This is a genomic window from Arthrobacter sp. R1-13, from assembly GCF_054161475.1.
Map to the genome: position 1 here is coordinate 1726960 of NZ_CP096420.1, position 26770 is coordinate 1753729.

26 protein-coding genes and 1 tRNA gene are annotated in these 26770 nt (G+C 61.3%); 13 read left to right on the top strand and 14 right to left on the bottom strand.

Going from position 1 to position 26770, the window contains the following annotated elements:
• Positions 1-11 precede the first annotated feature (11 nt).
• Positions 12-94, top strand: a tRNA-Leu gene (locus tag M1D88_RS07880).
• A gap of 120 nt (positions 95-214) precedes the next feature.
• Here M1D88_RS07880 and M1D88_RS07885 read toward each other — a convergent pair.
• Both M1D88_RS07885 and M1D88_RS07890 read right to left on the bottom strand, forming a co-directional pair.
• Positions 215-562, bottom strand: a complete 348-nt coding sequence (locus M1D88_RS07885; protein WP_458113976.1) for a hypothetical protein — start codon at positions 560-562, stop codon at positions 215-217.
• A gap of 105 nt (positions 563-667) precedes the next feature.
• Entirely contained in the window at positions 668-1129 is a 462-nt protein-coding gene (locus M1D88_RS07890) for a GatB/YqeY domain-containing protein (RefSeq protein ID WP_458113977.1), read from the bottom strand.
• 381 nt (positions 1130-1510) lie between these two features.
• Here M1D88_RS07890 and M1D88_RS07895 point away from each other — a divergent pair, with 381 nt between their 5' ends.
• Together M1D88_RS07895 and M1D88_RS07900 are read left to right on the top strand one after the other, a co-directional pair.
• Entirely contained in the window at positions 1511-1843 is a 333-nt protein-coding gene (locus tag M1D88_RS07895; protein WP_458113978.1) for a hypothetical protein, read from the top strand.
• Positions 1844-1913: 70 nt separating this feature from the next.
• Complete coding sequence (locus tag M1D88_RS07900; RefSeq protein WP_458113979.1) at positions 1914-2462, top strand: hypothetical protein; 549 nt, start codon at positions 1914-1916, stop codon at positions 2460-2462.
• Positions 2463-2575: 113 nt separating this feature from the next.
• Here the strand turns inward: M1D88_RS07900 and M1D88_RS07905 are convergent, their stop codons facing one another.
• From M1D88_RS07905 to malQ, 5 genes are all read right to left on the bottom strand, one after another.
• Entirely contained in the window at positions 2576-2947 is a 372-nt protein-coding gene (locus M1D88_RS07905; RefSeq protein WP_309106790.1) for a PH domain-containing protein, read from the bottom strand.
• Between the two features lie 34 nt (positions 2948-2981).
• On the bottom strand, positions 2982-3488 hold the full coding sequence (locus tag M1D88_RS07910) for a TM2 domain-containing protein (protein WP_458113980.1): 507 nt from the start codon (positions 3486-3488) through the stop codon (positions 2982-2984).
• A gap of 246 nt (positions 3489-3734) precedes the next feature.
• Complete coding sequence (locus tag M1D88_RS07915) at positions 3735-3911, bottom strand: CsbD family protein (protein ID WP_458113981.1); 177 nt, start codon at positions 3909-3911, stop codon at positions 3735-3737.
• Positions 3912-4042: 131 nt separating this feature from the next.
• On the bottom strand, positions 4043-4264 hold the full coding sequence (locus tag M1D88_RS07920; protein ID WP_458113982.1) for a hypothetical protein: 222 nt from the start codon (positions 4262-4264) through the stop codon (positions 4043-4045).
• 132 nt (positions 4265-4396) lie between these two features.
• A complete protein-coding gene (gene malQ / locus M1D88_RS07925) occupies positions 4397-6595 on the bottom strand; it encodes a 4-alpha-glucanotransferase (RefSeq protein ID WP_458113983.1) in 2199 nt (732 codons plus the stop codon).
• 72 nt (positions 6596-6667) lie between these two features.
• Here malQ and M1D88_RS07930 point away from each other — a divergent pair, with 72 nt between their 5' ends.
• The 5 genes from M1D88_RS07930 to M1D88_RS07950 all read left to right on the top strand — a co-directional run bounded on the left by M1D88_RS07930 (position 6668) and on the right by M1D88_RS07950 (position 11210).
• Complete coding sequence (locus M1D88_RS07930; RefSeq protein WP_458113984.1) at positions 6668-6895, top strand: hypothetical protein; 228 nt, start codon at positions 6668-6670, stop codon at positions 6893-6895.
• A 61-nt stretch (positions 6896-6956) separates the two neighbouring features.
• Positions 6957-7700 (top strand): M50 family metallopeptidase, encoded by a 744-nt coding sequence (locus M1D88_RS07935; protein ID WP_458113985.1) that lies wholly within the window; start codon positions 6957-6959, stop codon positions 7698-7700.
• A gap of 49 nt (positions 7701-7749) precedes the next feature.
• Complete coding sequence (locus M1D88_RS07940) at positions 7750-8829, top strand: glutathione S-transferase family protein (RefSeq protein ID WP_458113986.1); 1080 nt, start codon at positions 7750-7752, stop codon at positions 8827-8829.
• Between the two features lie 36 nt (positions 8830-8865).
• Positions 8866-10002 (top strand): serine hydrolase domain-containing protein, encoded by a 1137-nt coding sequence (locus M1D88_RS07945; protein WP_458113987.1) that lies wholly within the window; start codon positions 8866-8868, stop codon positions 10000-10002.
• Between the two features lie 113 nt (positions 10003-10115).
• Positions 10116-11210, top strand: coding sequence for an FUSC family protein (locus M1D88_RS07950; protein WP_458113988.1), 1095 nt, complete (start codon positions 10116-10118; stop codon positions 11208-11210).
• Here the strand turns inward: M1D88_RS07950 and M1D88_RS07955 are convergent.
• Genes M1D88_RS07955 through M1D88_RS07965 form a run of 3 tightly spaced genes read right to left on the bottom strand, consistent with a single transcriptional unit; the run spans position 11193 to position 14803 of the window.
• On the bottom strand, positions 11193-12104 hold the full coding sequence (locus tag M1D88_RS07955) for a MaoC/PaaZ C-terminal domain-containing protein (RefSeq protein WP_458113989.1): 912 nt from the start codon (positions 12102-12104) through the stop codon (positions 11193-11195). The genes M1D88_RS07950 and M1D88_RS07955 overlap by 18 nt on opposite strands.
• Positions 12101-13441, bottom strand: a complete 1341-nt coding sequence (locus M1D88_RS07960) for a 3-oxoacyl-ACP reductase (protein ID WP_458113990.1) — start codon at positions 13439-13441, stop codon at positions 12101-12103. The genes M1D88_RS07955 and M1D88_RS07960 overlap by 4 nt, the downstream gene beginning before the upstream one ends.
• A gap of 9 nt (positions 13442-13450) precedes the next feature.
• The gene (locus M1D88_RS07965) at positions 13451-14803 is read right to left on the bottom strand and encodes an acetyl-CoA C-acetyltransferase (protein WP_458113991.1); all 1353 of its coding nucleotides are present in this window, start codon (positions 14801-14803) and stop codon (positions 13451-13453) included.
• Positions 14804-14865: 62 nt separating this feature from the next.
• Between M1D88_RS07965 and M1D88_RS07970 the strand changes: the two genes are divergently transcribed.
• Both M1D88_RS07970 and M1D88_RS07975 read left to right on the top strand, forming a co-directional pair.
• Entirely contained in the window at positions 14866-15585 is a 720-nt protein-coding gene (locus M1D88_RS07970) for a TetR/AcrR family transcriptional regulator (protein ID WP_458113992.1), read from the top strand.
• Positions 15586-15639: 54 nt separating this feature from the next.
• Positions 15640-17745: an acyl-CoA dehydrogenase family protein gene (locus M1D88_RS07975; RefSeq protein ID WP_458113993.1), complete on the top strand. Its 2106-nt coding sequence runs from the start codon at positions 15640-15642 to the stop codon at positions 17743-17745.
• Between the two features lie 144 nt (positions 17746-17889).
• Here the strand turns inward: M1D88_RS07975 and glgA are convergent, their stop codons facing one another.
• The gene (gene glgA / locus M1D88_RS07980) at positions 17890-19086 is read right to left on the bottom strand and encodes a glycogen synthase (protein ID WP_458113994.1); all 1197 of its coding nucleotides are present in this window, start codon (positions 19084-19086) and stop codon (positions 17890-17892) included.
• 100 nt (positions 19087-19186) lie between these two features.
• Here glgA and glgC point away from each other — a divergent pair, with 100 nt between their 5' ends.
• The 3 genes from glgC to M1D88_RS07995 all read left to right on the top strand — a co-directional run bounded on the left by glgC (position 19187) and on the right by M1D88_RS07995 (position 23134).
• A complete protein-coding gene (gene glgC / locus M1D88_RS07985; RefSeq protein WP_458113995.1) occupies positions 19187-20608 on the top strand; it encodes a glucose-1-phosphate adenylyltransferase in 1422 nt (473 codons plus the stop codon).
• Positions 20609-20667: 59 nt separating this feature from the next.
• Positions 20668-22119: an SDR family NAD(P)-dependent oxidoreductase gene (locus tag M1D88_RS07990; protein WP_458113996.1), complete on the top strand. Its 1452-nt coding sequence runs from the start codon at positions 20668-20670 to the stop codon at positions 22117-22119.
• Between the two features lie 295 nt (positions 22120-22414).
• Entirely contained in the window at positions 22415-23134 is a 720-nt protein-coding gene (locus M1D88_RS07995; protein ID WP_458113997.1) for a response regulator, read from the top strand.
• A 23-nt stretch (positions 23135-23157) separates the two neighbouring features.
• Here M1D88_RS07995 and M1D88_RS08000 read toward each other — a convergent pair whose 3' ends face one another.
• From M1D88_RS08000 to M1D88_RS08010, 3 genes are all read right to left on the bottom strand, one after another.
• Complete coding sequence (locus tag M1D88_RS08000) at positions 23158-24867, bottom strand: GAF domain-containing sensor histidine kinase (RefSeq protein ID WP_458113998.1); 1710 nt, start codon at positions 24865-24867, stop codon at positions 23158-23160.
• 125 nt (positions 24868-24992) lie between these two features.
• Entirely contained in the window at positions 24993-25844 is an 852-nt protein-coding gene (locus M1D88_RS08005) for a transglutaminase family protein (RefSeq protein WP_458113999.1), read from the bottom strand.
• Positions 25841-26767 (bottom strand): alpha-E domain-containing protein, encoded by a 927-nt coding sequence (locus tag M1D88_RS08010; protein ID WP_309106810.1) that lies wholly within the window; start codon positions 26765-26767, stop codon positions 25841-25843. The genes M1D88_RS08005 and M1D88_RS08010 overlap by 4 nt, the downstream gene beginning before the upstream one ends.
• Positions 26768-26770: the final 3 nt, after the last annotated feature.

Consider the following 26770-nt stretch of genomic DNA (forward strand, 5'->3'; position numbering starts at 1 on the left):
AATTACCACCTGCGCGGGTGGCGGAATGGCAGACGCGCTAGCTTGAGGTGCTAGTCCTCGAAAGGGGGTGGGGGTTCAAGTCCCCCTCCGCGCACAAAGGGAAAGCCCCGGAAAATCAATGATTTTCCGGGGCTTTTTTCTGTCTGTATCAGGATGACGGCATGCGGGCGACGCCGGGGTGTGAGGATATTACCTTGGTCGTGCAGCGGGAAAATCAGGTCCTGGAAGCGCGCTCCGCAATCATCCTGTCGACCTCGTCCTCCGGTGGACATTCCTGGTTGTCGATGGGGCACCGGCGCGATCCCATGACCGATCCCATGCTTTCGGCCGTCTCAATGCACATCGTGCAGATGTTGTCCGCTTCGTACATGAGTGTCGGTTCTTCCTCGATGTATCCACAAATGGCCTGACGCCAGTCGAGGTCCCGGCAGCAGACAAGGTGGGCGAGCTCCTCCGGGTTCTCGCTCAGCTTGTACTTGGCCTCCCAAGCGGGGACATGGACCTGCTCAAGGGAGCCGCCATCTTCAACAGTCTGTGGCTCCTCGGTTGATGTCTCTGTCATCACTCCCCCAGGCTCGCTGTTCTAGCTACGAGAATACGCGGCTCGCTGGCGCTCACAAGGAAAATTCAAGACACTCCTCGTGCTGCGCGTGCTCCTCGGGCTCGACTAGGCCAGTCGGCCGCGGACGATCTCGCTGACGGTTTTGCCATCGAAACGTCCTGCTACCCTGGCGGTGACAGGCTTCATGACGGCCCCGATTGAGCGCATGGACAACTCTTGTCCCTCGGCCTTCAAGGCTGTGATCGCCTCGTCGACGATAGCCTCCACCTCATCACGTGTCAGTGCCCTGGGCAGGTAAGCCTCGATGATTTCCGCTTCAGCAATTTCCGCAGCAGCGCGGTCCGATTCTCCGGCCTCCGAGTAGATGCGGGCCGTGTCACGGCGCTTGGCCGCTTCCTTCTGCAGCAGCGACGTCACTTGGGTGTCGTCGAGTTCAATCGGCGTTTTGCCAGACTTCTCGCGGGTTTCGATTTCGCCAAGGACGTTCCGCACTGTGGTGAGCGCTACCTTGTTGCGGTTTTTCATGTGGACGACGACGTCGCCGTGCAGCCGTTCTTTCAGTGACATGATGCTCCTCGTTTTGATCAGCACCGAAGGTGCCCGTTGCGTCTGGTCGGTATTTTGCGGATGGGGTCTAAGGAGTGTCCGGCGGCTCGGGAAAAAACTCGTTCATCTTGGCTCTAAGGACCTCCATGTCCGGATGAGAAGCGCCGCCCGAAGGACACCAAACAGCCACGGAAACGGTAGGGCAAAACCAAACCAGAAAACCGCTTCCACCGGCAAGATGGCCAACGCCAGCAGCATACCGGCCCGGGATCCGCCCCATAAGAGCCCACGCCGCCCAGGCCGCAGTCAAGGTCACGACGAGAAAGGCCATGAGGAACGCGACGAAGGCCCCGTCGTCGACGATCTCCCAACGGGCCCAGCCCTGCTTACAATAAGGGAATCATGAAGAAACTCACCACAGCCCTACTTGCTGCCGCGCTCACACTTTCAGCCTCAGCCTGCGTCGCACACCCGCAACTAACCAATGCAGAAACCTGCGAGCGGATCCGTGACGTTATGTCGAACCCTCCGACCGGCAAGACCGGGGCGGTCAACCTCGCCAACCAGATTCGGACCATTGGGCCCGTTTCCTCGGATGACCTCAAGTCCACTGTGCAGGCGCTGGTGGAACTGACGGACGAATCGGCCAAGGACTCGCCCGATGTCGAGAAACAAGGTGAGCTGCAGGCCGTTGCCCAGAAGAACTTTGGGGAGTTCTGCCCCAGGAGCCAGTAAGTAAGCACGCAGTCCGGAACCACATGCGCCGTTGCGGAACTGGCGCCCCGGCCCACCGTAGGCTGTCCCTGTGACACCTTCACCATCCATCGCCGCATCCACTGTCGTCGCTCAGCCTGCTTCAGCCCAATGGTGGGAGATAGTCGCCGCGTTGGGACCGCTTGCTATCCTCTTTGCTGCTGTCGCCGCAGCAGTCATCGGGCTCCTGACCTTGCGCCAAAAAGCCCAAGCCGATGCATTCGCCTTGGCGCAGAAGTCTGATGCTGACAGCCGGTCAGAATGGTGGCGGCGCACGCAATGGGCAATGGACAGGGCCTTGGACAGCGACGCCGATGTAAAGGCCCTTGGTTTGTCAGCCCTTTCCGTCCTCAGCCAGAGCGAGCTGGCCCGGGACGAAGAGTTGCGGCTGCTCGACGTTGCCTGGAGGTCTGTGATTGAAAAGGACGAGGACGTCGAAATCCGCCCTGCGAGGCCGAATGCCGCCAAAAGCGCCTCGGCAGTAGCGTCTGCTCAGCGCGTGCTGGCGGCGGCAGCGAAGCTGCGTGTCGCCCTGGACCGACGCCTCGGTCGCCAGACGCCAAAGTCGATGGAGGACTTGGCGGAGGAAGACGTTCCGTAGTCATCTGGTGGCACCGTCTAGAGAGGCAAGGGGCCCATAAGCAAGGCACGCTAACACGGGGCCCGCACAACAAAGGGCGGCCGGTTCACCCGACCGCCCCTTTGCGGAAAGCTCTACCTTGTTTGCAGCACGTTCCACAGAATCAGATCGTGGGCGTGCTTAGCTTTGTCGTCACCGCGAAAATCGGCTTCTTTGATGCTGCCGCCTGTATCGATCCCGATGCTTGAGGACGATGCGAAGCGGCCCAGCATGGATTTGTTGGACAGCATGGAGACCGAGCGAATGTTCTTGTAGGGCACGGAAACTACCGCGACCTTGTTTCCCACGAAGCTCTTGTCCTGCAGGATGATGCGCATGTTCGTGATGCCTACAAAGCCTGTTCCGACGCCGATACAGTCGTAGACCGCGTATACCGTCTCCCCTTGCAACAGCCCCGCGTTTATCTGCTCGAGCTGTTCTTGCCTGTCATAGATGATTTGTGTCATTGGTGCTCCCCGGCTTAACGCTGATTCGTCGGAATCACTCGCGCAGCGGGATGCCCTTGGCGTCCCGCTGGAAGTAGCTCGCACCAGCAAGAATCATGATGCCCTCCACGACGCCCCAAAGCCCTACCAGGCCCAAGGTGAAGATTCCCAGAACGACTGTCAGGACAAGCTGGATGACTCCGATAGTGGTGTACCCAAGATAGAAGCGGTGGATGCCGAGTCCGCCGAGGAAAATCCCCAAGAGCCCGGCGGCAATCTTGGACTTCGGCTGCGGATAGCCGTAGGCCGGGTTTGGCATCGGAGGCTGCTGGGACATCTGAGGGTATTGGCCCTGATACTGCTGGGGCGCGGCAGGCGGGTAAGCCTGGTACTGGGGCTGTTCAGCGGGAGGCTGCTGGTACTGCGGCGCGGCAGGCGGGTAAGCCTGGTACTGGGGTGGTGCCTGCGGCGGGTACGGTGACCCGACCGGAGCTGATTGGCCCGAAACCGGTGCTGTTGACTCGCTGTTATCCGCAGGGTTCTCAGCGGGAGGATGGGTCATGGTGGTGCCTTTCGATGAAATGGTGAGGTAGCCCAAGGACTCCGGGCTGCAGCTCCGTCGAAAGACGGCATCCCCCAAATAATCCACGTGCCCTCATTATTCTGTCGGATCATGGGCCGGTGCACCGTATTTCGTCCCGCGACCCGCCCGCGCTGCCGTTCACACGCACCAGGTTTGGTTCGGCGCCAGGGCAAAAATAGGGGGGTGCTTCCCGTTCGCTGGAAGCACCCCCGGTATCAATGTCATTCAGTCGCGCTTAAAGGCGTCCTTGATCTTTTCGCCTGCCTGCTTCAGATCCGCTTTGGTCTGGTCTGTTTCACCTTCAGCTTCGAGCCGCTCGTCGTCGGTCATCTTGCCTGTTGCTTCCTTGGCCTGACCGCTCATTTTCTCGCCGGCATTCTCCATCTTGTCGCCGAGTCCCATGCTGGTCCCTCCCCTGCGTTTAGCCGGCCGACGCCGGCTGCTGATGCCTTCAGTTTAGGACTGCGAACGGAAGGGAGGAAGAGCCCTTAGACGGGTACCTGGACCCTCTGAGGGCCCTCGGGAAACCTTGACTATTGCCTGTTGCGCAACCTGCGACGGACGAGGTCCGCCACCGCTAGAGAACCAGCAATCAACGTGGCCGCGACGGCTACATAAACCAGCATCAGCCAGGTCAGCGTGGTTAGAAGCGGTTTCGGATTGCTGAGAAAGGAAAATCCACCCAAAAGACCAACCAGCCAGAACAAGACGACGCCCCCAGCTACTGCCGCTCCTGGAACATATTCCTTCTTCATCACGAAATCCCTCACTCGCTCAACAGCGCCGCCATGCCGCTCAAGATCCAGTATGGGGCTGCCTGAAGCCCGAAAAATGCAAGGACGGGGCAAGTGTGAGGAAGTCAACAGAGGCAATTTTCCAGGCCGCCGTCAGGCCCCCTTTTGAAGCCTGTTTCTCACGACGTCAACCAATGAGCGGTAGCGCAAGTTCTCTTCCAAATCGTCAATCAGAACAGCACCGTCCGGACCTGCCAGCGGGATGCACCAATTGGGATACTGCTCATGGGTTCCGGGCTGGTTCTGCGTGCGGGTCTCCCCCACAGCGTCCACCAAGGCAATACCCAAAAGGGATGACGGTGTTAGCAAAGTGAAGGCGTACAAGGCCTCTACAATCCTTTGGATTTCATGTTGTAGCAGGGCCTGCTTCTGTTGCTCCTGCAAGTCCAAGGGATCAGGCAAGTCCTGGAGCACCCCCTGTTGGCGAAGAAGGGCCAGCACGGCCGCCTGTTCAGCTGCCGCTTCTTCCCGCTCTTCCTCCACTGGACGGCGGAGCAGGCCAAGGGATTCGCGGAGGGTTACGTGTTCCCCGGCGAGATAACCGGCAGTCGGAGGCAAATCATGGGTATTGACGCTGGTCAGGCACTGCTGCCGGTAGCGGTCGGGTCCCAAGGGTCCGTGGGCGTCCTGCTCGAACCACAGAATCGAGGTTCCGAAAATCCCCCGCTCCGACAGGTAGCCCCGGACCCAAGGCTCAAAGACACCAAGGTCCTCGCCAATCACCACAGCGTCCGCTCTCTGGGCTTCAAGAGCCAGGATCCCGATCAGTGCTTCGTGGTCGTAGTAGACGTAGGCTCCTTGTTCGGGTCCGCTCCCCTGCGGAATCCACCAGAGCCTGAAGAGGCCCAGGATGTGGTCCACCCGCACGCCCCCTGCATGCCGGAGGATGGTTCGGAGCATGTCCCGGTAGGGTGCATACCCTGCTTCGGCAAGCCTGGCCGGATGCCATGGGGGTTGGGACCAGTCCTGCCCTTGCTGGTTGAACATGTCGGGAGGAGCGCCCACCGTCACTCCGTGCGCCAATACATCTGCGAGCATCCAGGCATCTGCGCCGTTTGTCTTTACGCCTACCGCGAGGTCGTGGATGACGCCCAGTGCCATGCCAGATTGCTTGGCTGCACGCTGTGCGGACTCCAGCTGCTGGTCACAAATCCATTGCAGCCAACTGTGGAACTCCACCCTGTCTGCCAGCAGCATACGTTGCTCGTTCGAATAGCGGGTGGATGGTGAGGCCGCCTCAGCATGCCACTCCGGCGCCGAAGGGTGAAGCCTTTCAGCAAGCGCACACCAGAGCGCGAAGTCAGCGAGTCCCTCTCCTTGATCTGCACAGAATTTTTTGAACTGACGGGATCGGGAGGCACTGCGCGCGACGTCGAAAATCAGTTCCAGTGCTGCCAGCTTGGCACCATAACTGGAATTGCGGTCCAGCAGGTCGCTTGCCTGGTTAGCAGGATAGAGCTGGGCTGCATACTTCTCGACATGAGCCCGGCTGCCCGGCTCGAGATAGGCATACTCCGGGATCTCCTCCACCCTGATGTACAGAGGGTTGAAAAAGCGCCTGGTTGTAGGCAAATAGGGTGAGTCTTCTATGGGCGTGCGGGGCTCGGCTGCATGAAGCGGGTTGACCAGGATGAAGCCAGCCCCATCCTCGCCCGAAATTGCCGCCAGATCCGTTAGGTCACTGAAGTCTCCGATCCCCCAGGAGCGGCTGGATCTCACCGAGTACAGCTGGGCCAGCAAACCCCAACTCCGGTTCTGGGCCAGGTCGACACTTGTCTTCAAAATTTCCGGAGTGACCACCAGCGCACACTCGGCAGTTGTGCCTTCGACGTCCGCGTGCAACGTGTGCCAGCCAAGGGGCAGGTACTCGGGAATGGCGAAGGTTGCCCGAATGGTGGGAATGCCATCGATTAAGCGGGGTTCTTCCCAATCATCCTTTTGAAGGACGTCGTGGTGGAGGCCATCTTCGCTCGTTACGGAGACCCGGACGCCCTTTCCCTGGGGTACGTGTACCTCGACATGGAATTCCTGGCCCTCCCGGATCACCACCACGGGCGGCAGAATCCTCCGCCATGGTGCCAGTTCGACGTCGTGAATTGCTCTTCGAAGCCCGTCATCAGTATCGGTATTGATTCCCAGGGCATCAAGTACGCTTTTCAGTGTGGCATCAGATACCTTCCGTTCTGCACCATCCCAGCCCTGGAACACTGTTCCGACTCCATGGGCCGCTGCCAGCTCCCTGAGCAGCGCCTGCGAGTTTTCCGTCTGATCAGTTCCCGTGTGATCCGCCATGGCCCTACTCTATTGGCTCTCGGTAGGCTTGCTACACGATGATCCGTATCCTCCAGCCCAGAGAGGTTCTCCGTGAACGAACGTGACAACGCCGGGCAGCCTCCCGAGGACGCTGCTGATCCTGAAGGCCGGCCCCCAGCGGGAGCCTCGAAACCAGCCAATATCCGGGAAGAACAGCAGACTCATGCCGGAGGAACTGTCCCTGCTGCCTACGTGGGAAGCGGAGACCCCGGCCAGGAGCACAAGCCGGAGCAGGCCGTTGAAGAATCAGGGACTTGGGACGACGAGCCACAGCTTTAGACGCGCGGGGGTCGGCCGCGCTAGCCTAAGTCCCTATGGCTGACTCCGAATTCTTTTCCGAATGAACCTGCTGGAGATGTTGTGGGAGCGGATCGTTACTGGATTCTCCCAGGCAGCCGTTCCCGTCGTGCCCGTCACAGAACTCCTTGTGGTCATTGCGGTGGCAATTGTGCTTTCAGTGCCCAGGGCCACCTGGAGATATTTCGGACTCCTGGCCACTGTTGTCCATGAGCTGGGCCACGCCTTTGCGGCGCTGTCCAGCGGTCAGCGCCTGGGCGGCATCCAGCTCAGGTTGAATCATTCAGGAACCACGGTGTCTTTCAGCCGTGGCCGCTTCCCTGCCATCTGGTCCGGATTCTGGGGGTACCCGGTGCCGGCTATGGTGGGAGCCTCCCTGGTCTGGGCAGGTTTCAACGGTTGGGGTCCGGCTGCAATGTCCGTTGGCGTCATCATCCTGCTGGCCGCGCTTCTTTTTATCCGCAACGCAGTGGGAGTGCTGATCATGGCCGCGGGAATCCTGCTGGCCTGCTCCCTGGTTCTCTTCGTGCCGCCGGAGTTGAACAGCCATCTGGTTATCGTTCTGGGCCTGGCCTTGCTGGTTGCCGCGGTACGGGATCTCGGAAAACTTATCCACGTACACTTCAGACGCAGGGAACAGCTGGCCACCTCAGATGCCTACCTGCTGTATCGGGCGACTTCGATCCCCTCCGGAGTGTGGATCGTACTGTTTACCAGCGTGGTGGGCGCCGCCTGGTTCTTTGCCTGGCAACCCATTGCAGAAGTCTTCGCGACCGCAATTCCCTGACCTTCCCGCAGCTTGCCGCTCCCATGGGACCCGGGTTTAGTCTGTAGAGATGAGCCAGGAAACAGGTCAGAGCACGGACTCCACCACCTCGCCGGCTTTCAGCACCAAGGGTGCGTACGTTACGGGTGGTGAATTTAGACGGGACACGAATTACATTGAGGACCGCATCACCTCCGATGGTGCAGCCGGGCCGAATGGTGAACCGGGGTGGCCGGTGGAGCCGGGCCGCTACCGGCTCATCGCGGCAAGGGCTTGCCCTTGGGCAAATCGTGCGGTCATTGTGCGGCGGCTATTGGGCCTGGAAGAGGTCATCTCCCTCGGCCAACCCGGGCCAACGCATGACTCCCGGTCATGGACCTTTGACCTGGACGAGGGCGGCCGGGACCCTGTTCTTGGCATCGAGCGGCTCCAGGAGGCGTACTTCAAGCGCTTTCCCAACTATCCGCGGGGCATCACCGTTCCCGCCGTCGTAGAGATTTCCACCGGCCAAGTGGTGACCAATAATTTTCCGCAGATCACTCTCGACTTCTCCACAGAATGGTGCAAGTTCCACCCCCCCGGGGCCCCGGACCTGTATCCGGAAAAGCTTCGGCAGGAAATAGACGAGGTGAACAAAAGGGTCTTCACCGAAATCAACAACGGGGTCTACCGCTGTGGCTTTGCCGGATCCCAGGAAGCGTATGATGCCGCCTATGACCGGTTGTGGACGGCATTGGACTGGTTGGAGGACCGATTGGCGGGACAGCGGTTCCTCGTGGGTGATTCCATTACTGAGGCCGACGTCCGACTCTTCACCACTCTGGCCAGGTTTGACGCTGTCTATCATGGGCACTTCAAATGCAACCGCCAGAAACTGAGCGAGATGCCTGTTCTTTGGAGCTATGCGCGGGACCTGTTCCAAACCCCGGGCTTCGGAGACACCATCGACTTCGTACAGATCAAGCAGCACTATTACATCGTCCATGAGGACATCAATCCCACCGGCATAGTCCCCCGAGGCCCGGAACTTTCGGGGTGGCTCACCAAACACGGGCGTGAGTCCCTCGGAGGCCGGCCTTTTGGCAATGGCACTCCGCCCGGTCCGGTGAAGGCAGGAGAGGAAGTCCCTCCCCGGCACGGGGCCGGGTGAAAAAGATCCCCGTGGATCTGTGAGTATGTTGGATCCATGCAACTTTCAGATGGACTCGCGGACCCCGAATTCGTGGGCGTACTGGACCTGTTCGAATCGTTCCTCTCCGAGGACCCTCTTTATAGCGCGCAGCTTTCGGCCTACGTTCATGGGCGCAAGGTGCTGGATCTGGTGGGCGGCCCCGATTTCGCTCCCGGCGACATCACCGGAACCTACTCCTGCACCAAGGGAGTGGCTGCCTGCGTGGTTGCGCTTCTGCTGCAGGACGGGCTTTTGGACCTTGAACAAACTGTTGCCCATTACTGGCCCGAATTCGCCGCCCACGGCAAAGACCGGCTGACAGTGGCCCAAGCCCTGTCACATCAGGCTGGGCTAATGGGTCTTGAAGGCGGCTTTCGCTTGGACGAGTTCACGACGGTAGCTGCCGCTGAAAGGCTGGCTGCTGCGGAACCCCTGTGGCGACCGGGAAGTACCTTCGGATATCACGCCCTCACCATCGGGATCCTCATGGAGGAACTCTGCCGCCGGACCGCGGGCACTTCCCTTCAGGAACTGTACGATTCCCGCCTGCGCTTACCCTTTAACATCGACTTTTTCCTTGGCCTCCCTGAGGGCCAGGAGCCGCGTTACCGTGACGTTCTGTACGTCGTCGATGACAGCCTGCCGTGGCAGGACCCGCTGAGCCTGGAGGGCCTGAACAGCAACAGCGGAGTCAGCTCAATTATGGAGCTTCCCAACCACACGATCATCCGGGCAAACGGCATGAGCAGCGCGGGAGGTGTGGGGTCGGCCGAGGGACTGGCGCGCCTGTATGCCGCCGCCAGCACAGGGGTCGACGGCGGTGCGGCGTTCCTGACGGAAGCCACCATCAGCGCCATGACACAGGAACAAGTCTGGGGTCTGGACAGGTCGTCAGGGCTGGACAACGCCTTCGCCGTCGGGTTCATGAAGTCTCACCCGAGCCGGGACTTCGGCAGCTACCGCGCTTTCGGGCACGAGGGAGCGAATGCAGCGCTTGGATTTGCCGACCCTGCGTACGGCATCGGCTTCGGATACGTTCCCAGGCGGCAGGAAGAAGGGCGGACACCGGGGCGGGCACACCGTCTCGCCCACGCAGTTCGCCAAGCGGCCGCTGCTTCTTCCAACTCTGGAGAAGCAGCTATCAGGAGCTAGCAGGTTAATCCATTTGTAACATCTAAGGGCCCACCCTAGGGTGGGGCCAGATGAGCACACAAATACCAAGAGTACGAGGCCGGGGGTTCGCGCGGATTCCTGGGTGGGGACTGGTGACTGATGGCGTGTCAGGGGTATTCGCCGTGTCCCGCCTCCAGCTTGCAGCAAAGGCGGCGTTGGCGGCGGGCCTGTCCTTCCTGATTGCCCCGTGGATGCCCGGCTCCGCTGCTGAATACCCCTATTACGCCCCCCTCGGCGCCCTCGTGGTGATGTACGAGAACGTCGCGGGTTCCATGCGGCAGGGTCTCCAAACACTCATCGGGCTTGGGCTTGGCATTGGCCTGGCGTTCATGCTGGTGAGCCTCGGCCAGCCATCCCCTCTTACAGTTGCGGTGGTCATGGGCCTTGGCATCATGCTTGCGGGCCTTCCCCGCTTGGGCGCCGGCCGGGACTGGATCCCGACTGCCGCCTTGCTGGTGCTGTTGGTGGGCGGGCACAACCCTGATGATTTTTCATTCGGTTACCTCCTGCAGATGGGTGCCGGTGTTGCCGTAGGCATTGCCGTCAACCTGCTGGTCTTCCCGCCCCTTCATTTCAACGCCATGGCTGTGAGCCTGGCAGACTTTCGGAGGGCCTTGGCTCAACAAATCTCGGATATGGGGGAGGCTGTGGAAGAAAAATGGCCTCCCGAGCATGAGGACTGGTCCCGCCGTTCGGATGAGCTTTCCCGATCGGCCCGCTCGCTGAGGGCTGCTGTGGAAAAGGCCGACGCGAGCCGCCGGGCCAACCCGCGGCGGAAATTCCACCCGAGGGACGTGAACCTGGACTACAGAAACCTCCGTGATTTGGAACGGATAACCTTCCATGTCCAGGACATGACTGAGGTCCTGGCCGACGTTATCTGGGACCAGGACACTCTCTTTGTCATTCCGCTCCCCCATAGCGAACCCTTGGGTAAGGCGCTTTCGGCGGTCGGGGCGTTACTTCTGGCAGTGGAGGAAGGGGATTCTGAGCGGCTCGAAGAACTGCGGGACGAGGCCGAGACGGCAGTGCTTACCCTGGCGCAACATCTGGCCTCGGATGAGACGGGTCCGGACGCGCCCAGCGCGGCTGAATCCATTCTGCTGAGCCTGCACAGGATCCTGCGTGTGCTCAAATCAGGAGTAAAACAGATCGAAGCACAACCGGGGTCATCGGAGGGTGACTGAGCCGCTGAAATGCTTCCGTCCGGCCTTCGGACTCCATGCCACGTAATCAGACCGCTCCCATGTGCCCCCGTGGGCCTGGACGGTGCTGATATCCAGGGCCACCCGCGCGGGAAGGAAAACCGGCGTTTCAAAGGAGACGTCCCAGTTAAAGGCCTCGCCTTTGACCGCCCCCACATCAGCCAGCGCCCTGGCAGCGAGGTACATCCCATGGGCAATGGATCTGCGCATACCCAGGGCCTTGGCGCTCAAGGCGCTGAGGTGAATGGGGTTGAAGTCACCTGAGACAGCGGCGTACGCCCTGCCTGTATCCACGCCAAGCTGCCAGAGTGCAGTCGGGTTCGGAGGCCTGAAATCAGCAGGGGCCGGGTGGGCCGATGGCTTGTCTATACCTGGCAGGAAGACGCCTTTTGCCAGATAGGTGGAGACTCCCCGCCAGAGGACGTGGTCGCGTTTTCCCGTGCGGACCTCCGCGACCATGTCCAGCTGCGTGCCGCTCCGGTGGCCCCGAAGGTTCATCGCTGAGGCCGTGATATCCAGAGGTTCCGTAAAACTGATGGCCCTTCTTTGCTCCACAATGTTCCGCAGATGGATCATGCCCAGCAGCGGCAATGGAAAGTCATCCCGGTTCATAACGCTCATAGCCACCGGGAAGGCAAGCGCATGAATGAATCCCGCTGGCAGCACGTCGGTGGCGGGCTCGCCAATAAGATGCTGGTAGGCGGTGAGTTTCTCGACGTCGACCTTCACCCCTCGCACCTCATGGCTGCTTTCCGGCAAGGCTGTACCCAGGTCCGTCCCGAGCAGGCGGCGCCGCGCAGCCGTGGCGGCGGCGTTGACGTAGAGTTTTGACAGGGACGGCATATCCCCCATGACAACGGGGCCCGAATCGCTCATGCCCCTACCATGTTCTGCCCGCATACCCGAAGCACTTCGCCGGAGATTCCCCCAGCCGCATCACTCGCCAGAAACGCAATGGCCTCGGCGACGTCAACGGGTTGGCCGCCCTGCCTCAGGGAGTTGATCCTTCGCCCAACTTCCCGCCGTACTAACGGAACACGCCGGGTCATCTCTGTTTCGATGAAGCCGGGGGCGACAGCATTGATAGTGCCCCCGTATGGCTCGAGCAAAGGAGCGGTTGCCCTCACCATCCCCATGACGCCGGCTTTGGAAGCGGCGTAGTTGGTCTGGCCGCGGTTTCCGGCGATTCCGCTAGTGGATGCCACCGACACGATTCTCGGGGAGTTGCGGAAGTGCTCCGATGCCAGCAATGCGTCGTTGATACGCAGCTGTGCTGCAATGTTGACGGCCAAAACAGACGACCACTTGCTGTGGTCCATGTTCGCCAGCAGCTTGTCACGGGTAATGCCGGCGTTATGGACCACAATGTCCAGGTGGCCGTAGCGAGACACCGCGTGATCGATGATCTTCTGCCCCGCGTCCTCCCGTGTGATGTCCAGCTGCAAGGCGGTTCCGTGGACCTCATTCGCGACCTCGGCAAGGTGGTCGCCGGCCGCCGGAACGTCCACGGCTATGACGGTGGCGCCGTCGCGGTGAAGGGTGCGGGCGATGGCAGCGCCGATGCCGCGTGCCGCCCCGGTAACGACGGCGACCTTCCCTGCCAACGGTTTCTCGACGTCGTCGGGAAGTTTGCCCGACGACGAACGAACCGTGAGGGTCTGACCGTCGATGAAGGCGGATTTTCCGGAAAGGAGGAACCGCACGGCAGCCAGCACGCTCGGGCTGGTGGTGGACACGCCGTCCGCCAGGAGGACGCCGTTCCCAGTGGTGCCGGAGCGTAGCTCCATGGCCAGGGAGCGCAGCAATCCGTCCACTCCTTGACGGGCCGCCGCTGTGGCGGCGTCGGGGGCGCTTCCAGGATGCCGGGAGACCGTGATCACCCTCCCGTTGGGAGTGAGGTCCCTGAGGGAGGTTGCGGCGGTGAGGACAGGCTTTTCCAGGTCATCAGGGTGGGTCAGCTCGTCCAGGACCAGGATGACCGCGCCGAGGCGTTCTTTTGGAACGGGGTGCCGGCGGACGTCGATGCCCCAGGACAGGAGCGTTGATGCAAGTTCATCTGCCCCCGTGGTTGAACCTTCGATGAGGACGGGGCCAGGGATCAGCGGCTGCCCGGGTTTGTGCCGTCGGAGGATCACCGGCTGCGGCAGCCCGATCTTCCGGGCAATCTTCCGGCCTGGCCCGCTGCTGACGAACTGAGTGTAGGTATCGGTCATTGCTTCCCCCTAGCGTGATTCCAGTATGGCCACAACGCCTTGGCCGCCTGCAGCACAGATCGAGACGAGTCCGCGGGCGGGCCGTCCATCCACCTGGCCCTTGGCATACAGCATCTTGGCGAGGGAGGCCACAATGCGTCCTCCCGTGGCGGCGAAGGGGTGGCCTGCGGCGAGCGATGAGCCGTTCACATTGAGTTTGGACCTGTCCACAACACCGAAGGCACTTTCCAGGCCAAGCCGGTTGCGACCAAATTCTTCGTTTTCCCAGGCAGCCAGAGTGCTCAGCACCGTTCCTGCAAATGCCTCATGGATCTCGAAGAAGTCGAAGTCATCGAGCGTAAGCCCGTTCCGGGCAAGGAGGCGCGGGACGGCAAATACGGGAGCCATCAACAGTCCGTCCTTGCCATGGACAAAGTCGACAGCAGCCGCTTCCCCGTCAACGACCGCGGCCAGTTTAGGAAGATCGTGGGCATCGGCCCATTCTTCGGAGGCCAACAGCACGGTGGAAGCCCCATCCGTCAGGGGTGTGGAGTTACCGGCAGTCATGGTCGCCTCAGAGCCAAGGCTCTTGCCGAACACAGGCTTGAGCGTAGCGAGCTTCTCAAGGGATGTGTCAGGCCTCAGGTTCGAGTCCCTGGTCAGACCACGATATGGGGTAATGAGGTCGTCGAAGAAACCAGCATCGTAGGCAGCAGCAAGGTTGCGGTGGCTGTTGTAGGCGAGCTCGTCCTGGGCTTCCCGCGTGATCTTCCATTGAGCAGTGGTAAGCGCCTGGTGCTCACCCATTGAGAGTCCTGTCCGCGGTTCGCCGGTGTTCGGCGCATCCGGCGCAAGGTCTCTGGGCCTGAGCTTGCTTAATACCTTGAGCCTCTGCGGAAGGGTCTTGGCACGGTTGAAGTCCAGGAGGACCTCACGGAGGCCTTCGCTAACTGCGATCGGGGCGTCTGAGGCAGAATCCACGCCGCCGGCGATGGCGGAGTCAATCTGCCCGAGCTTGATCTTGTTGGCGAGTCCAAGGACAGTCTCCAGCCCTGTTGCGCAAGCCTGCTGCACATCGTAAGCGGGCGTCTCTGCTGCCAAAGGGGATCCCAGAACTGCCTCACGGGTGAGGTTGAAGTCGCGCGAATGCTTCAGGACTGCACCCGCCGCCACTTCACCGATCCGCTCGTCCTGCAGGCCGAAACGGGCTATCAGTCCATCCAGGGCAGCCGTCAGCATGTCCTGGTTTGAAGACTTCGTGTACGCGCCTCCGGTACGGGCAAACGGAATACGGTTGCCGCCAACCACCACGGCTTTCCGTAGCTGCCTCTGGATCCCTTGGGCTGGCTGAACGATTGGTTCCTCGCGTCCGGTCTCGGACATGTGCTCTCTCCTTCAAACGAAGCTGATTACCGATACCCAGCGTACCTGATACGCTGGGTATCGTGAACATCCTTTCAGTAGAGGGCCAGAAGACTGCCGACGCCGCCGTGGACGGCAGAGCTTCCCGCTGGCAGACCCATCGTGAGGAGCGGCGCCGTGAACTCATAAAATCCGCCCGCAAGGCGGTTCACGCGCTGGGCAGTGACGCTTCTATGGAGGAAATCGCTGCTGCAGCCGGCACCTCGAAGTCAGTTTTTTACCGGTATTTCGGCGACAAGGCAGGACTCCAGCAAGCCGTTGGAGAGGTGGTCCTGAACCAGATGCAGCGCCGCATTCAGGAGGCCGCCCAGAGCGCGCAGACACCCCGGGAGGGTTTGTTCGCAATGGTTTCGGCGTACCTGCAGATGGCTGAAACAAGCCCCCGTGTCTACACGTTTGTCACGAAATACTCCGCGGCCGAGTCGGACCATACCGGGGCTGCCATTGCCACAGCGGGCGCTCTGGGCCACTTCTTTGAAGCCATTAGCGACATGATCGCCCGCCCGATGCGCGCGCATCTGGGTGGAGGCACCGGCAAGGAGGCCGTCATCGGCTACTGGCCGAATGCGGCCATTGGCTTGGTCAGGAATGCGGGTGAACAGTGGCTGGCGAGCCCTGCTTCACCCGACAAGCCCGACCAAGAGACCATGGCACGGCAAATCACCTCCTGGTTATGCGTCGGAATAGCTCCGGAACTGGAAACCACCACCCTCGCTTTGTCCAAGCCACCATCAAAAACGTAGAAGAACCTGTCAAAAACTCTTCAGGACGTTGCCAGAAAAACAGAAGGAACAAACATGACAGAAGTAGTGGACCGCGCCGGCGCCAATTCCGCAGTTGTCAGTGCACCCCGGGCGATCACGGGCCACCCGGCCGTTGACGTTGCCGCGCTGGGCGAACAGCTCCTGGGCAAGTGGGCGGACATCCGGAGGCAGGCCCGGGACCTCTCTGCCCGTCCCGAGCTACACAAAACTGAAGGCCTTACGCACACAGAGCATCGCAAACGTACTTTCGGCCAGCTCCGTTACCTCGTGGACAACGGTGCCGTCCATCGTGCCTTCCCAGCGTCGCTTGGTGGATCAGATGACCACGGCGGAAACATCGCAGGGTTCGAGGAGCTGGTGACGGCGGATCCGTCGCTGCAGATCAAGGCCGGTGTGCAGTGGGGCCTCTTCGGTTCCGCGGTGATGCACCTGGGCACTGAGGAGCACCACCGCAAATGGCTGCCCGGCATTATGAACCTGGACATTCCTGGCTGCTTTGCGATGACAGAAACCGGCCATGGCTCGGACGTCGCCAGCATCGCCACAACTGCCACCTACGAGCCTTCTACCCAGGAATTCGTGATCAACACACCGTTCAGGGCGGCTTGGAAGGACTACATCGGCAATGCGGCCATTGATGGCCTGGGTGCCGTGGTGTTCGCCCAGCTCGTGACTTTGAGCGTAAACCACGGGGTTCATGCGTTCTATGTCGACCTGCGTGATCCTGACACCAAAGAGTTCCTTCCCGGCATCGGTGGTGAGGACGACGGCGTCAAGGGCGGGCTCAACGGCATCGACAACGGCCGTCTACACTTCTCCGCCGTCCGGATCCCTCGTACAAACCTCCTGAACCGCTATGGAAACGTCGACGTCGACGGGACCTACACCTCTCCCATTGCCAGCCCCGGCCGCCGGTTCTTCACCATGCTTGGAACCCTGGTCCAGGGACGTGTGTCCCTTGATGGTGCCGCAGTGGCGGCCAGCAAGGTTGCCCTGAAGACGGCTATCCAATACGCCACAGAACGACGCCAGTTCAATGCCTCCTCGCCCACGGAGGAGGAGGTTCTGCTGGATTACCAACGGCACCAGCGCCGTCTGTTCACCCGTCTGGCAACCACGTACGCCGCGAGCTTTGCACACGAACAGCTGCTGCAGAAATTCGACGACGTTTTCTCCGGCGCCCATGATTCCGACGCGGACCGCCAGGATCTGGAAACCCTCGCCGCTGCCCTCAAGCCCTTGAGTACATGGCACGCGCTGGACACCCTGCAGGAATGCCGCGAAGCCTGTGGTGGGGCCGGCTTCCTGATTGAAAACCGCTTTGCGTCACTGCGGGCAGATCTCGACGTCTACGTAACGTTCGAGGGCGACAACACTGTCCTGTTGCAGCTTGTTGCCAAGCGGCTTCTCGCCGACTACGCGAACGAATTCCGCAACGTGGACTTCGGCGTGTTGGCCCGGTATGTCGTGGGCCAGGCTGCCGACGTCGCGATCCACCGCACCGGCCTTCGCCAGGTGGCACAGTTCGTGGCCGACACCGGATCACCCCAGAAGGCAGCAATAGCGCTTCGGCACGAAGAGGGCCAGCGCGCATTGCTGACCGAGCGCGTCCAATCGATGGTTGCCGAGGTGGGTTCAGCGCTCAAGGGTGCCAACAAATTGCCCCAGCACCAGGCCGCGGCAGTTTTCAACCTCCACCAGGACGATCTGATCGACGCGGCACAGGCCCATGCCGAGCTGCTCCAGTGGGAGGCGTTTACGGAAGCACTGAGCCAGGTAGCTGATCCGGGCACCAAAACTGTGCTTACCTGGCTTCGTGATCTCTTCGGCCTCTCGCTGATAGAGAAGAACCTCTCCTGGTACCTGATGAACGGCCGGCTGTCCATGCAGCGCGGACGCACTGTGGGCGACTACATCAACCGGCTGCTTATCAAGATCCGGCCCCACGCGCTGGACCTGGTTAACGCCTTCGGCTACGGCCCCGACCATCTGCGTGCAGCCATTGCGACGGGCGCTGAGAAGACCCGCCAAGACGAAGCCCGCGATTATTTCCGGAGGCAGCGGGCCAGCGGCCAGGCGCCTGTTGACGAGAAAGCCATCCTCTCGCGCCAGTCGGGTGGAAAGCCAACGCAGAGCTGACTCCAACACAATTCCGGCAATTTACCCGGCAGACAACGACGGCGCCGCTCCCCTGTTGAGGGGAACGGCGCCGTCGTCGTCGTTTAGCTTTTACCCCGACCGGTCGCGCATGTTACGCGAGCCGGGCGAATAAGACGCCTGACGTCAGGACAGTACAGAGCGGTAAACCTGAAGGGTGGTTTCCGTGATGGATTCCCAGGAGAAGTGCTGCTCAGCCCTGAGCCTGCCGGCCTTGCCCATGGCGCGGGCGCGCTGCGGATCCGACACCACCTCTGTAAGGGCGGCTGCAAATTCTGTTACGAACTTCTCCGGATCCAGCGGGGTTCCAGTGCCGTCAGTGACCTGCTCCAGCTCAACAAGCAGCCCTGTTTCCCCGTGCTGGACAACCTCGGGAATCCCGCCCGTCGCGCTTGCCACAACCGCGGCACCGCAGGCCATCGCCTCGAGGTTTACGATTCCCAAAGGCTCGTAGATGGAGGGGCAGGCGAAGGCTGTTGCATGGCTGAGGACCTGGATGAGCTCATGGCGGGGAAGCATCCGCTCCACCAGCACCACTCCAGTGCGCTGCTTTTGCAGTTCCTCGATCAGCCGGGCAGTTTCCGCTGCAAGCTCGGGCGTGTCGGCCGCCCCAAGGCAGAGGACCAGCTGGACGTCGGCAGGGAGCTTGGCCGCGGCACGAAGCAGATATGGCACGCCCTTTTGGCGCGTGTTGCGTCCCACGAACACCACACTCGGCAGCTCAGGATCAATGCCGAGAGCCCGAATGGCATCGGTGCCCTCGTCCCGGCTCCACAGGCTGACATCGATGCCGTTGTGCACCACCTTGACCTTCTCAGGATCAACGTCGGGATAGCTGCGCAGGATGTCCTGGCGCATACCTTCAGAGACGGCGATGATGGCGGCGGCTGCCTCGTAGGCAGTCTTTTCCACCCACGAAGACAATGCGTAGCCTCCGCCCAGCTGCTCGGCTTTCCAAGGGCGCAGCGGCTCGAGGCTGTGGGCGCTAAGAACGTGCGGGATACCGTGCAACAGGGATGCCAGATGGCCTGCCATGTTTGCATACCACGTGTGCGAATGGACCAGGTCCGCACCTGCAATGTCCGGCACTATACGCAGATCGACGCCCAGGGTCTGGACGGCAGCATTAGCACCCCCAAGATCGTCCGGGACGGAGTAGGAAGTCACTCCGGCACCGTGGTAGTCGGCGTCCCGCGGAGCTCCGAAGGCCCGCACCTGAAGATCCACGTGCTGGGCCAGCACACGGCTCAGTTCAGCCACATGGACTCCGGCGCCGCCATAGATCTCAGGCGGGAATTCTTTGGTCACAATGTCTATACGCACGCTACCCAAGGTAGTCGTTCCCGCTTAACTGTTCTAGTGTGAAGGAGTCCGGGCTTACCGGGCTGTTGGGGAGTGACGAAGGCGTACAGGGAGCGACCACATGCCGTTGAATAAGAAAGTTTTGGCCATTGTCCTTGCAGGCGGCGAGGGAAACCGCCTCATGCCGCTTACGGCGGACAGGGCCAAACCCGGGGTTCCTTTTGCAGGCAGCTACCGGCTCATCGACTTTGCATTGTCGAATCTGGTGAATTCCAGATACCTGCAGATCGTGGTTCTCACTCAATATAAATCCCACAGCCTTGACCGACATATCTCCGAGACGTGGAGGATGTCTACCCAACTCGGGAACTACATTGCTTCGGTTCCGGCGCAGCAGCGCGTAGGCAAGAGCTGGTTCCTTGGCAGCGCAAACGCCATCTACCAGTCCCTCAACCTGATCCACGACGCCAACCCCGACATCGTCGTCGTGGTTGGAGCGGACCACGTGTACCGGATGGACTTCGCCCAGATGGTGGAGTCGCACGTTGCGAGCGGGGCCAAAGCCACCGTCGCTGCCGTCCGCCAGCCACTGAACATGGCGGACCAGTTCGGCGTCATCGAAGTTGACCAGGACGATCCCCGCAAGATTGCGGCTTTCGTGGAAAAGCCTTCCAGCACTCCTGGCCTGGCTGCTGATCCCACACAGTTCCTTGCCTCCATGGGCAACTACGTGTTCGACCGGGATGCCCTGGTGGATGCACTTCAGGTCGACGCGGAGCGTTTGGACACCAAGCACGACATGGGCGGGGACATCATCCCCTACTTCGTTGACCGTGGAGAAGCCGGAGTCTACGACTTCACCCTCAACGACATCCCGGGCTCCACTGAGCGTGACCGTACATATTGGCGGGACGTCGGAACTATCGATTCGTTCTACGACGCCCACATGGATCTCATCTCGCCCCTGCCTGTCTTCAACCTCTACAACTCGGAATGGCCCATCTATACCCGCCAGACCATCTCGCCGCCGGCAAAGTTCGTCCGCGGTGGCAACAACGCGGTCGGTACTGCCTTGGATTCAATCGTCGCGAGCGGCGTGGTGATCTCCGGCGGCATTGTCGAGGGGTCCGTGCTCTCCAACGACGTCTACGTGAGCACCGCCAGCCGCGTCCTGGATTCGGTTCTGATGGATAAGGTGCAGATCGGCGAAGGCGCCGTGGTGAAGCGCGCCATCCTCGACAAGAACGTGAAGGTACCTGCCGGCGCCACCATCGGACTGGACCCCGAACTGGACCGGGCCCGCGGCTTTAAGGTCACGGAATCCGGCATTACCGTGCTCTCCAAGGGCCAGCAGGTCCCCGAACCGGGTGACGATGAGAAGGCACTGGCCGCAGCAAACCTGCACCTTGTGCCCAATGCTGTGCAGGCCGCGACCGAGAACTATCCGGAGGTCCGGGAATCCGTCGAAAAGGCCGCTGAGGTCCAGGCCGCAGGAGCAGTTGCCCCGGCGTCCGCCAAGGAATCCGTCACTACGCGTTCGTGAAAGACGCCCATACCTGAAGCAGGGCAGGCCGGTGCTCCTCAGGCTGTAAAATCGGAACAATGAACTCCCCCGATCTGACGCCTGAGGAAATCCAGGCCTGCCTCAAGGTTCTGAACACGATTCACGCCTATGACGAAGAGCACCCGGACTATGTCTCGGTGCGCCGCGCCACCGGAAAAATGTTCAAAGCTGTCAAAAGGCACCGCCGGGTCACCAAACGGGATTTGATCTCCGAAGCAGACCGGGCCGTGATTGCGCAAACTGCAACTGCAGCCCCGGACCGGATTGATGACGAGACCCGGGGCAACAAACTGGAACCTTCTGCCACGGGCAAAGTGGCAGGGCACCTGATCAGGTCCCGTCCCTGCTACATCTGCAAGCAGCACTACACTCAGGTGGACTCTTTTTACCATCAGCTGTGTCCCGAGTGCGCCGCTTTCAACCACGGCAAACGGGACGCCAGGACCGACCTCACCGGCCGCAGGGCACTCCTGACCGGTGGCCGGGCGAAGATTGGCATGTACATTGCGCTTCGGCTCCTCAGGGACGGTGCCCACACGACCATCACCACCCGGTTCCCCAAGGATGCTGCCCGCAGGTTCGCTGCCATGGAGGACAGCGGGGACTGGCTGCACCGGCTCAGGATAGTGGGCATTGACCTGCGTGACCCGTCCCAGGTGATGGCACTGACGGATTCATTGAATGAAGCCGGTCCCCTGGACATCATCATCAACAACGCCGCACAGACCGTCCGACGGACCGGAAACGCCTACAAGCCGCTGGTGGACGCTGAGGACGAGGCCTTGCCTGTTGCGTTGGAGGCCGCCAACGGCGGCCCGGAGCTTGTCACCTTCGGCCACGCCCATGACAAACATCCGCTGGCGTTGGCAAGCAGTGTTCTGGAGCATCCGGTCCTTGCCGGCGATGCCATTACGTCCCTTGCACTCTCCACCGGTTCCGCGTCATTGGAGAGGATCGCATCAGGAACAGCCATCGACGCCGGCGGGCTGGTCCCCGATCTCGCGACCATCAACAGCTGGACCCAGGTGGTGGACGAGGTGGATCCGCTGGAAATGCTTGAGGTTCAGCTCTGCAACGTGACGGCGCCCTTCCTGCTCGTCAGCAGGCTCCGTGAGGCCATGAAGCGGTCGACTGCCCACCGTAAGTACATCGTGAACGTCTCTGCGATGGAGGGGCAGTTCTCCCGTGCGTACAAGGGCCCCGGCCACCCCCACACGAACATGGCCAAGGCTGCTCTGAACATGATGACCCGCACCAGTGCTCAGGAAATGCTGGAAACGGACGGCATTCTGATGACTGCAGTGGATACGGGCTGGATAACGGATGAGCGCCCCCACTTCACTAAAGTGCGCTTGATGGAGGAAGGGTTCCACGCACCCTTGGACCTGGTGGACGGCGCCGCCCGTGTCTACGATCCGATCGTGATGGGCGAGAACGGGGAGGACCAATACGGCGTCTTCCTCAAGGATTACCGGCCAAGTCCCTGGTGAACCGACAAGAGGCGTGGGTCCCCGGACCCCGCTCGGCAGAAACCGGTAGGGTGCAGTAGATAATGGGTGGAACACCAGGGTCACCGATACCGTCGATCCACTTTTGAATAGCAGGACCAACGGCCCTTGTCCGCCAATCCCCGGGTGACCGAGAATTGCAGAGCCTGACGGGGAACCTTATTGTTTTTTCATCGGGCGGCGACAATGAAGCCCCATCGCAGTGCCTTCCGTGAGCCCCTAAGCAGCGGAAGTCCTGTTCACTCGGAGATGGCCAACGTGGCCGGACAGAAGGATCATGCTTCCTCGTCAAGACAGCCCATCAGATGTACCAGCCCAGGCACCGGACCTGATCCGGGTTTTTATTCTCGATGATCACGAACTGGTACGACGCGGCCTCCAGGAACTGCTGGAGGACGAAGGATTTCTGGTGGTGGGCAGTTCGGGCTCGGCTGTGGAGGCGACCAGACGCATTCCGGCCCTGCGGCCTGACGTCTGTGTTCTCGATGCCAGGCTTCCCGATGGCACAGGCATTGAGGTTTGCAGGGACGTCCGCTCAATCGATCCGACGATCAATTGCCTCATCCTGACAAGTTACGACGACGAGCAGGCCTTGCGCGGGGCGATCCTGGCAGGAGCCCGGGGGTACGTCCTCAAAGAAATCGGCGGGACGGATCTCATCGGAGCGCTCAGGCGTGCCGCTGCCGGGGAGTCACTGTTCGAGCACGGCGTGGTTGCCAGTACGGTTCAGAAACTGGTCTCGTCTTCCCCGCCAGACCCTAATGTTTCCGCGCTGACCCCGCAGGAACAGCGCGTTCTTGAACTTGTTGGCGGCGGCCTGACCAACCGGCAAATAGCAGCGGAAATGTTCCTCGCGGAAAAAACCGTCAAGAACTACGTTTCGTCCCTTTTGGCTAAGCTCGGATTCGAACGCCGCACACAGGCCGCCGTATACATCGCCAATAAAACCGCGAATAAAACCGCCATGGCCTCTCCCGGGACCACACCCGGCAAGTAAGAGTCCACCCTTCAAACGGGACTTCATGGGCCGGGCTGTACGGGTACTGACCACTCCAGCCTGGTGCCCGTTCCTTCTCCACTGGAGATCGTGCAGGTGCCGCCCATCAGCTGCGCCCGGTCCTCCATGTTTGTGAGGCCGTTTCGTCGCTTGAGCTCGGTGAAACCAATACCATCGTCAGCAATGGCAACCACAGCCCGTCCGTCTCCGACAGTCACCGAGACCTCGATGGATCCCGCACCGGAATGCCGGATGGCATTGCTCAGTCCCTCCGACACCACAGCGACAATATTGTCCGCAATCTCCCCTGCCAGAGAATCCACCGGTCCCCGGATAGTTAGGCCGGGTGAGAAGGGCAATGACTTGGCTGCGCTCATGGCGAGTTGACGGATTCTGCTGCTGAGGGGCTCTGATTCCCCTCCGCTTGTCCTGAGGAAATAGATGGTGTCGCGAAGGCTTCTGATGACCTCATCCAACTCTCCGGTGATGGCACGGATGCGTTCCAGCGCCCGGGCATCCCCCGTAAAGCGATTGAGGCTCTGGACGCTGAGGCCTGCGGCAAAAAGCCGCTGGATGACGAGGTCGTGCAGGTCCCTGGCAATCCTGTCCCGGTCGGTGAATACGATCAGCTGCTCCCGGAGTCTGTGGACGCGCGCCAACTCAAGGGCCAGCGCAACGTGGGATCCGAACACTGCTCCCATCTCCACATCCGTGCGGGAATACGGACCCTGGCCGCCGTCGCGCATCAGCAACAACAGCCCGTGATGCGCGCCCTGGGTACTGAGAGCGACGGCGAGGAGCGGGCCTTTCGCTGTCAGGCTGACAGGGCCAAGCACTTCGGCCGTCTTGTCGAAAACAACGGGATCCCCGCCATGAAGCACGCCCTCGAGCTTCTTAACGTCGAGTTCAAGCCGCTTGCCCTGGTACTGGGCGGAGTGCTTACCCGCGGCGCCCGCCACAATATATTCGGTCCCATCCTCCGAGGGCGCAGCGATGAGAGCCAGTACTGACCCGGATTCGTGGAGGGCACGGTCGGCAATAGGATCCAGGCCTCCAGAGGAGTAGTAGTGGTCGCTGCCCAACATCAGGCCCGAGACCTCCATGCACGCCTCCAGCCACAGGGCCCGACGCCGGGCGTCATCGTAGAGCCGGGCGTTTTCTATCGCCACCCCCGCGGCGGCGGCCAGCGCCATCGCAAGTTCCTCATCCTCGACCGTGAAATCACCGCCACCGTGCTTCTCAGTCAGGTACAGGTTGCCAAAAACGACACCACGGACCCGTACGGGAACACCCAGGAAGGTCCGCATTGACGGGTGGTGCTCAGGGAAACCGTAAGCCTCCGGATGTTGCCGGAGGTCGTGGAGGCGAAGGGGGCGCGGATCCCGGATCAGGAGGCCCAACACGCCGTGCCCTATGGGAGGCGGGCCTAGCTGGCGCTCCAGTTCGCCGTCGATCCCCACACTGACAAAGGTGCTGAGGGCCTGATTTTCGCCAATGACACCGAGGGCGCCGTAACGGGCATGGAGGAGCCGGCAGGCGGATTGAACAACCCGCTCAAGCACGGCATCCAGGCTGAGGTCTTCGGCTACCGCTACGACTGCTTCGAGGAGCCCTGCCATCCGTTCCTGAGACTGGAGAAGCTCGCCCGCCCTGGAAACAAAATCCTTCAGGAGGTCTTCGATCCGAAGGCTCCCTGAAACATATGGCTGGGCGGCGTCGTCGTCCTCATGCATCTCCGACCCCAATTCCTTGCGGCGGAACTGTGCCCCGCCTCTGGTGTCAGAATACTCCGTGCCGGGTTTCCTGCAGTCCTCCGAACAGGACGACAAAGTCGAAGAGCTAAGCAGCAGTCATCGAGTCAGGCGAACCGGGTGATCTCCACGCTGACATTGAGTGCCGACCCGCCGCCACCTGACAGGATCCCCTTCAGGGGCGGTACATCACGGTAGTCCCGGCCCCGGGCAACGGTGACGTGGAAGTCGCCCGCCGGCTTATGGTTGGTCGGATCCCAACTGCGCCATTCTCCGTCCCACCACTCCAGCCACGCGTGGGACTGGCCGGCCACAGCCTCGCCGATTTCCGCCGTCGAACGAGGGTGAAGGTAACCGGAGACGTACCGGGCGGGGACACCGCAACTGCGCAGTGCACCAATCGCGAGGTGCGCCAGGTCCTGGCACACACCCTGGCGCTGGGTCCAGGCTTCCTCGGCGTTTGTGGTCACGCCAGTGGTGCCCTTCATGTACGTCATCTCGCCGCGCATCCATTCAAAGATGGCAAGGGCCGCTTCATGCGGCGAGAGGCCGGCGACGACACCGGGGATGATGCCCAGGACTTCGGTTCCCGGTCCGGTGAGCTGGGACTGCGGGATCCAGTCGCTGAACCTGTTCAGCGTTTCGGACTCGGACAGCACTTCCCAGCCAACGAGGTCAGCTTCGGACGGAACCCGTTCCACCCTATGGATTTCTACCGTGGTGGTGGACAGGACCTCCAGATGCTCGTGCGGCATCTGCACATCGAACGCTGTGACCCGGGTACCCCAGTAGTCGCGATAGCTGCTGACGGCGGCCTGGCTTGGAGAGACCTTCATGGACGATTCCAGGACTACCTGCTGCGGATCAGTCAGTGGCGTCATCCGGGCTTCGTTGTAGGACAGCGTGACCCGCTTGTTGTACTTGTAGCCGGTCTTGTGGACGATCGTGAGACGGGTCATGAAACTTCTCCCACCCAGGCAAGTTCGTCCGCCTGATTGAAGTATTTACGGGATATGGCGTCCGATGCCTGGGAGACCGCCTTCTGGACGCGCTCCATGTGTTCGGGCAGCTCGGACATCAGGTCATCAGTGCGGTGGAACTCCAGGAATGTGCGCGCCTGGCCCACGATCCGGCGGGCGTCGTTGATGAATCCGACACGTTGGGCTGACGGATCCAGCTTGGCAAGGCATTCATCGGCATCTCGCAGCGCGTACACAATGGACCGCGGGAACAACCTGTCCAGCAGCAGGAATTCGGCGGCGTGCTGGTCGCCGAAGGCCGCCCGCCGGGTGCGGAGAAAAGATTCATAGGCACCGGCGCAGCGGAGCATGTTGACCCAGGACATGCCGGCCGACAGGACATCCCGGGTGGAAAGCATGCGGGCAGTCATATCGGCGCGTTCCAGGGATCTGCCAAGGACGAGGAACAGCCAGCTGTCGTCATGGCTCACGGTGGTGTCAGCGAGGCCGCTGACCATGGCCGTACGCTCCAGCACCCAGTTGCAGAAACGGTACGTCCCCACGACGTCTTTACGGTGCTGGTTGAGCCCGTAGTACGTGGTGTTGAGGCTCTCCCAAAGTCCTGACGAGACAGTCTCCCGGGCGCGCCGGGCGTTCTCCCGTGCAGCTCCCAGGGAGCCGGCGATGGAGGTGGCACTGTGCTTGTCATAAGCCAAGGCATGCAGAAGCTCGTTGAGCCCGAACTCTTCGCTTTGAGGCCGGGCACCCATGACGGCCAGTAGCGCCTGGGCGACGCTGCGCTGCTCCTCCATAGGCAGGTGGTTAAGCCGCTCCAAGTGGACGTCAAGGATGCGGGCTGTACCGTCTGCCCGTTCGACGTAGCGCCCGATCCAGAAAAGGGACTCGGCAATTCGGCTAAGCATTCG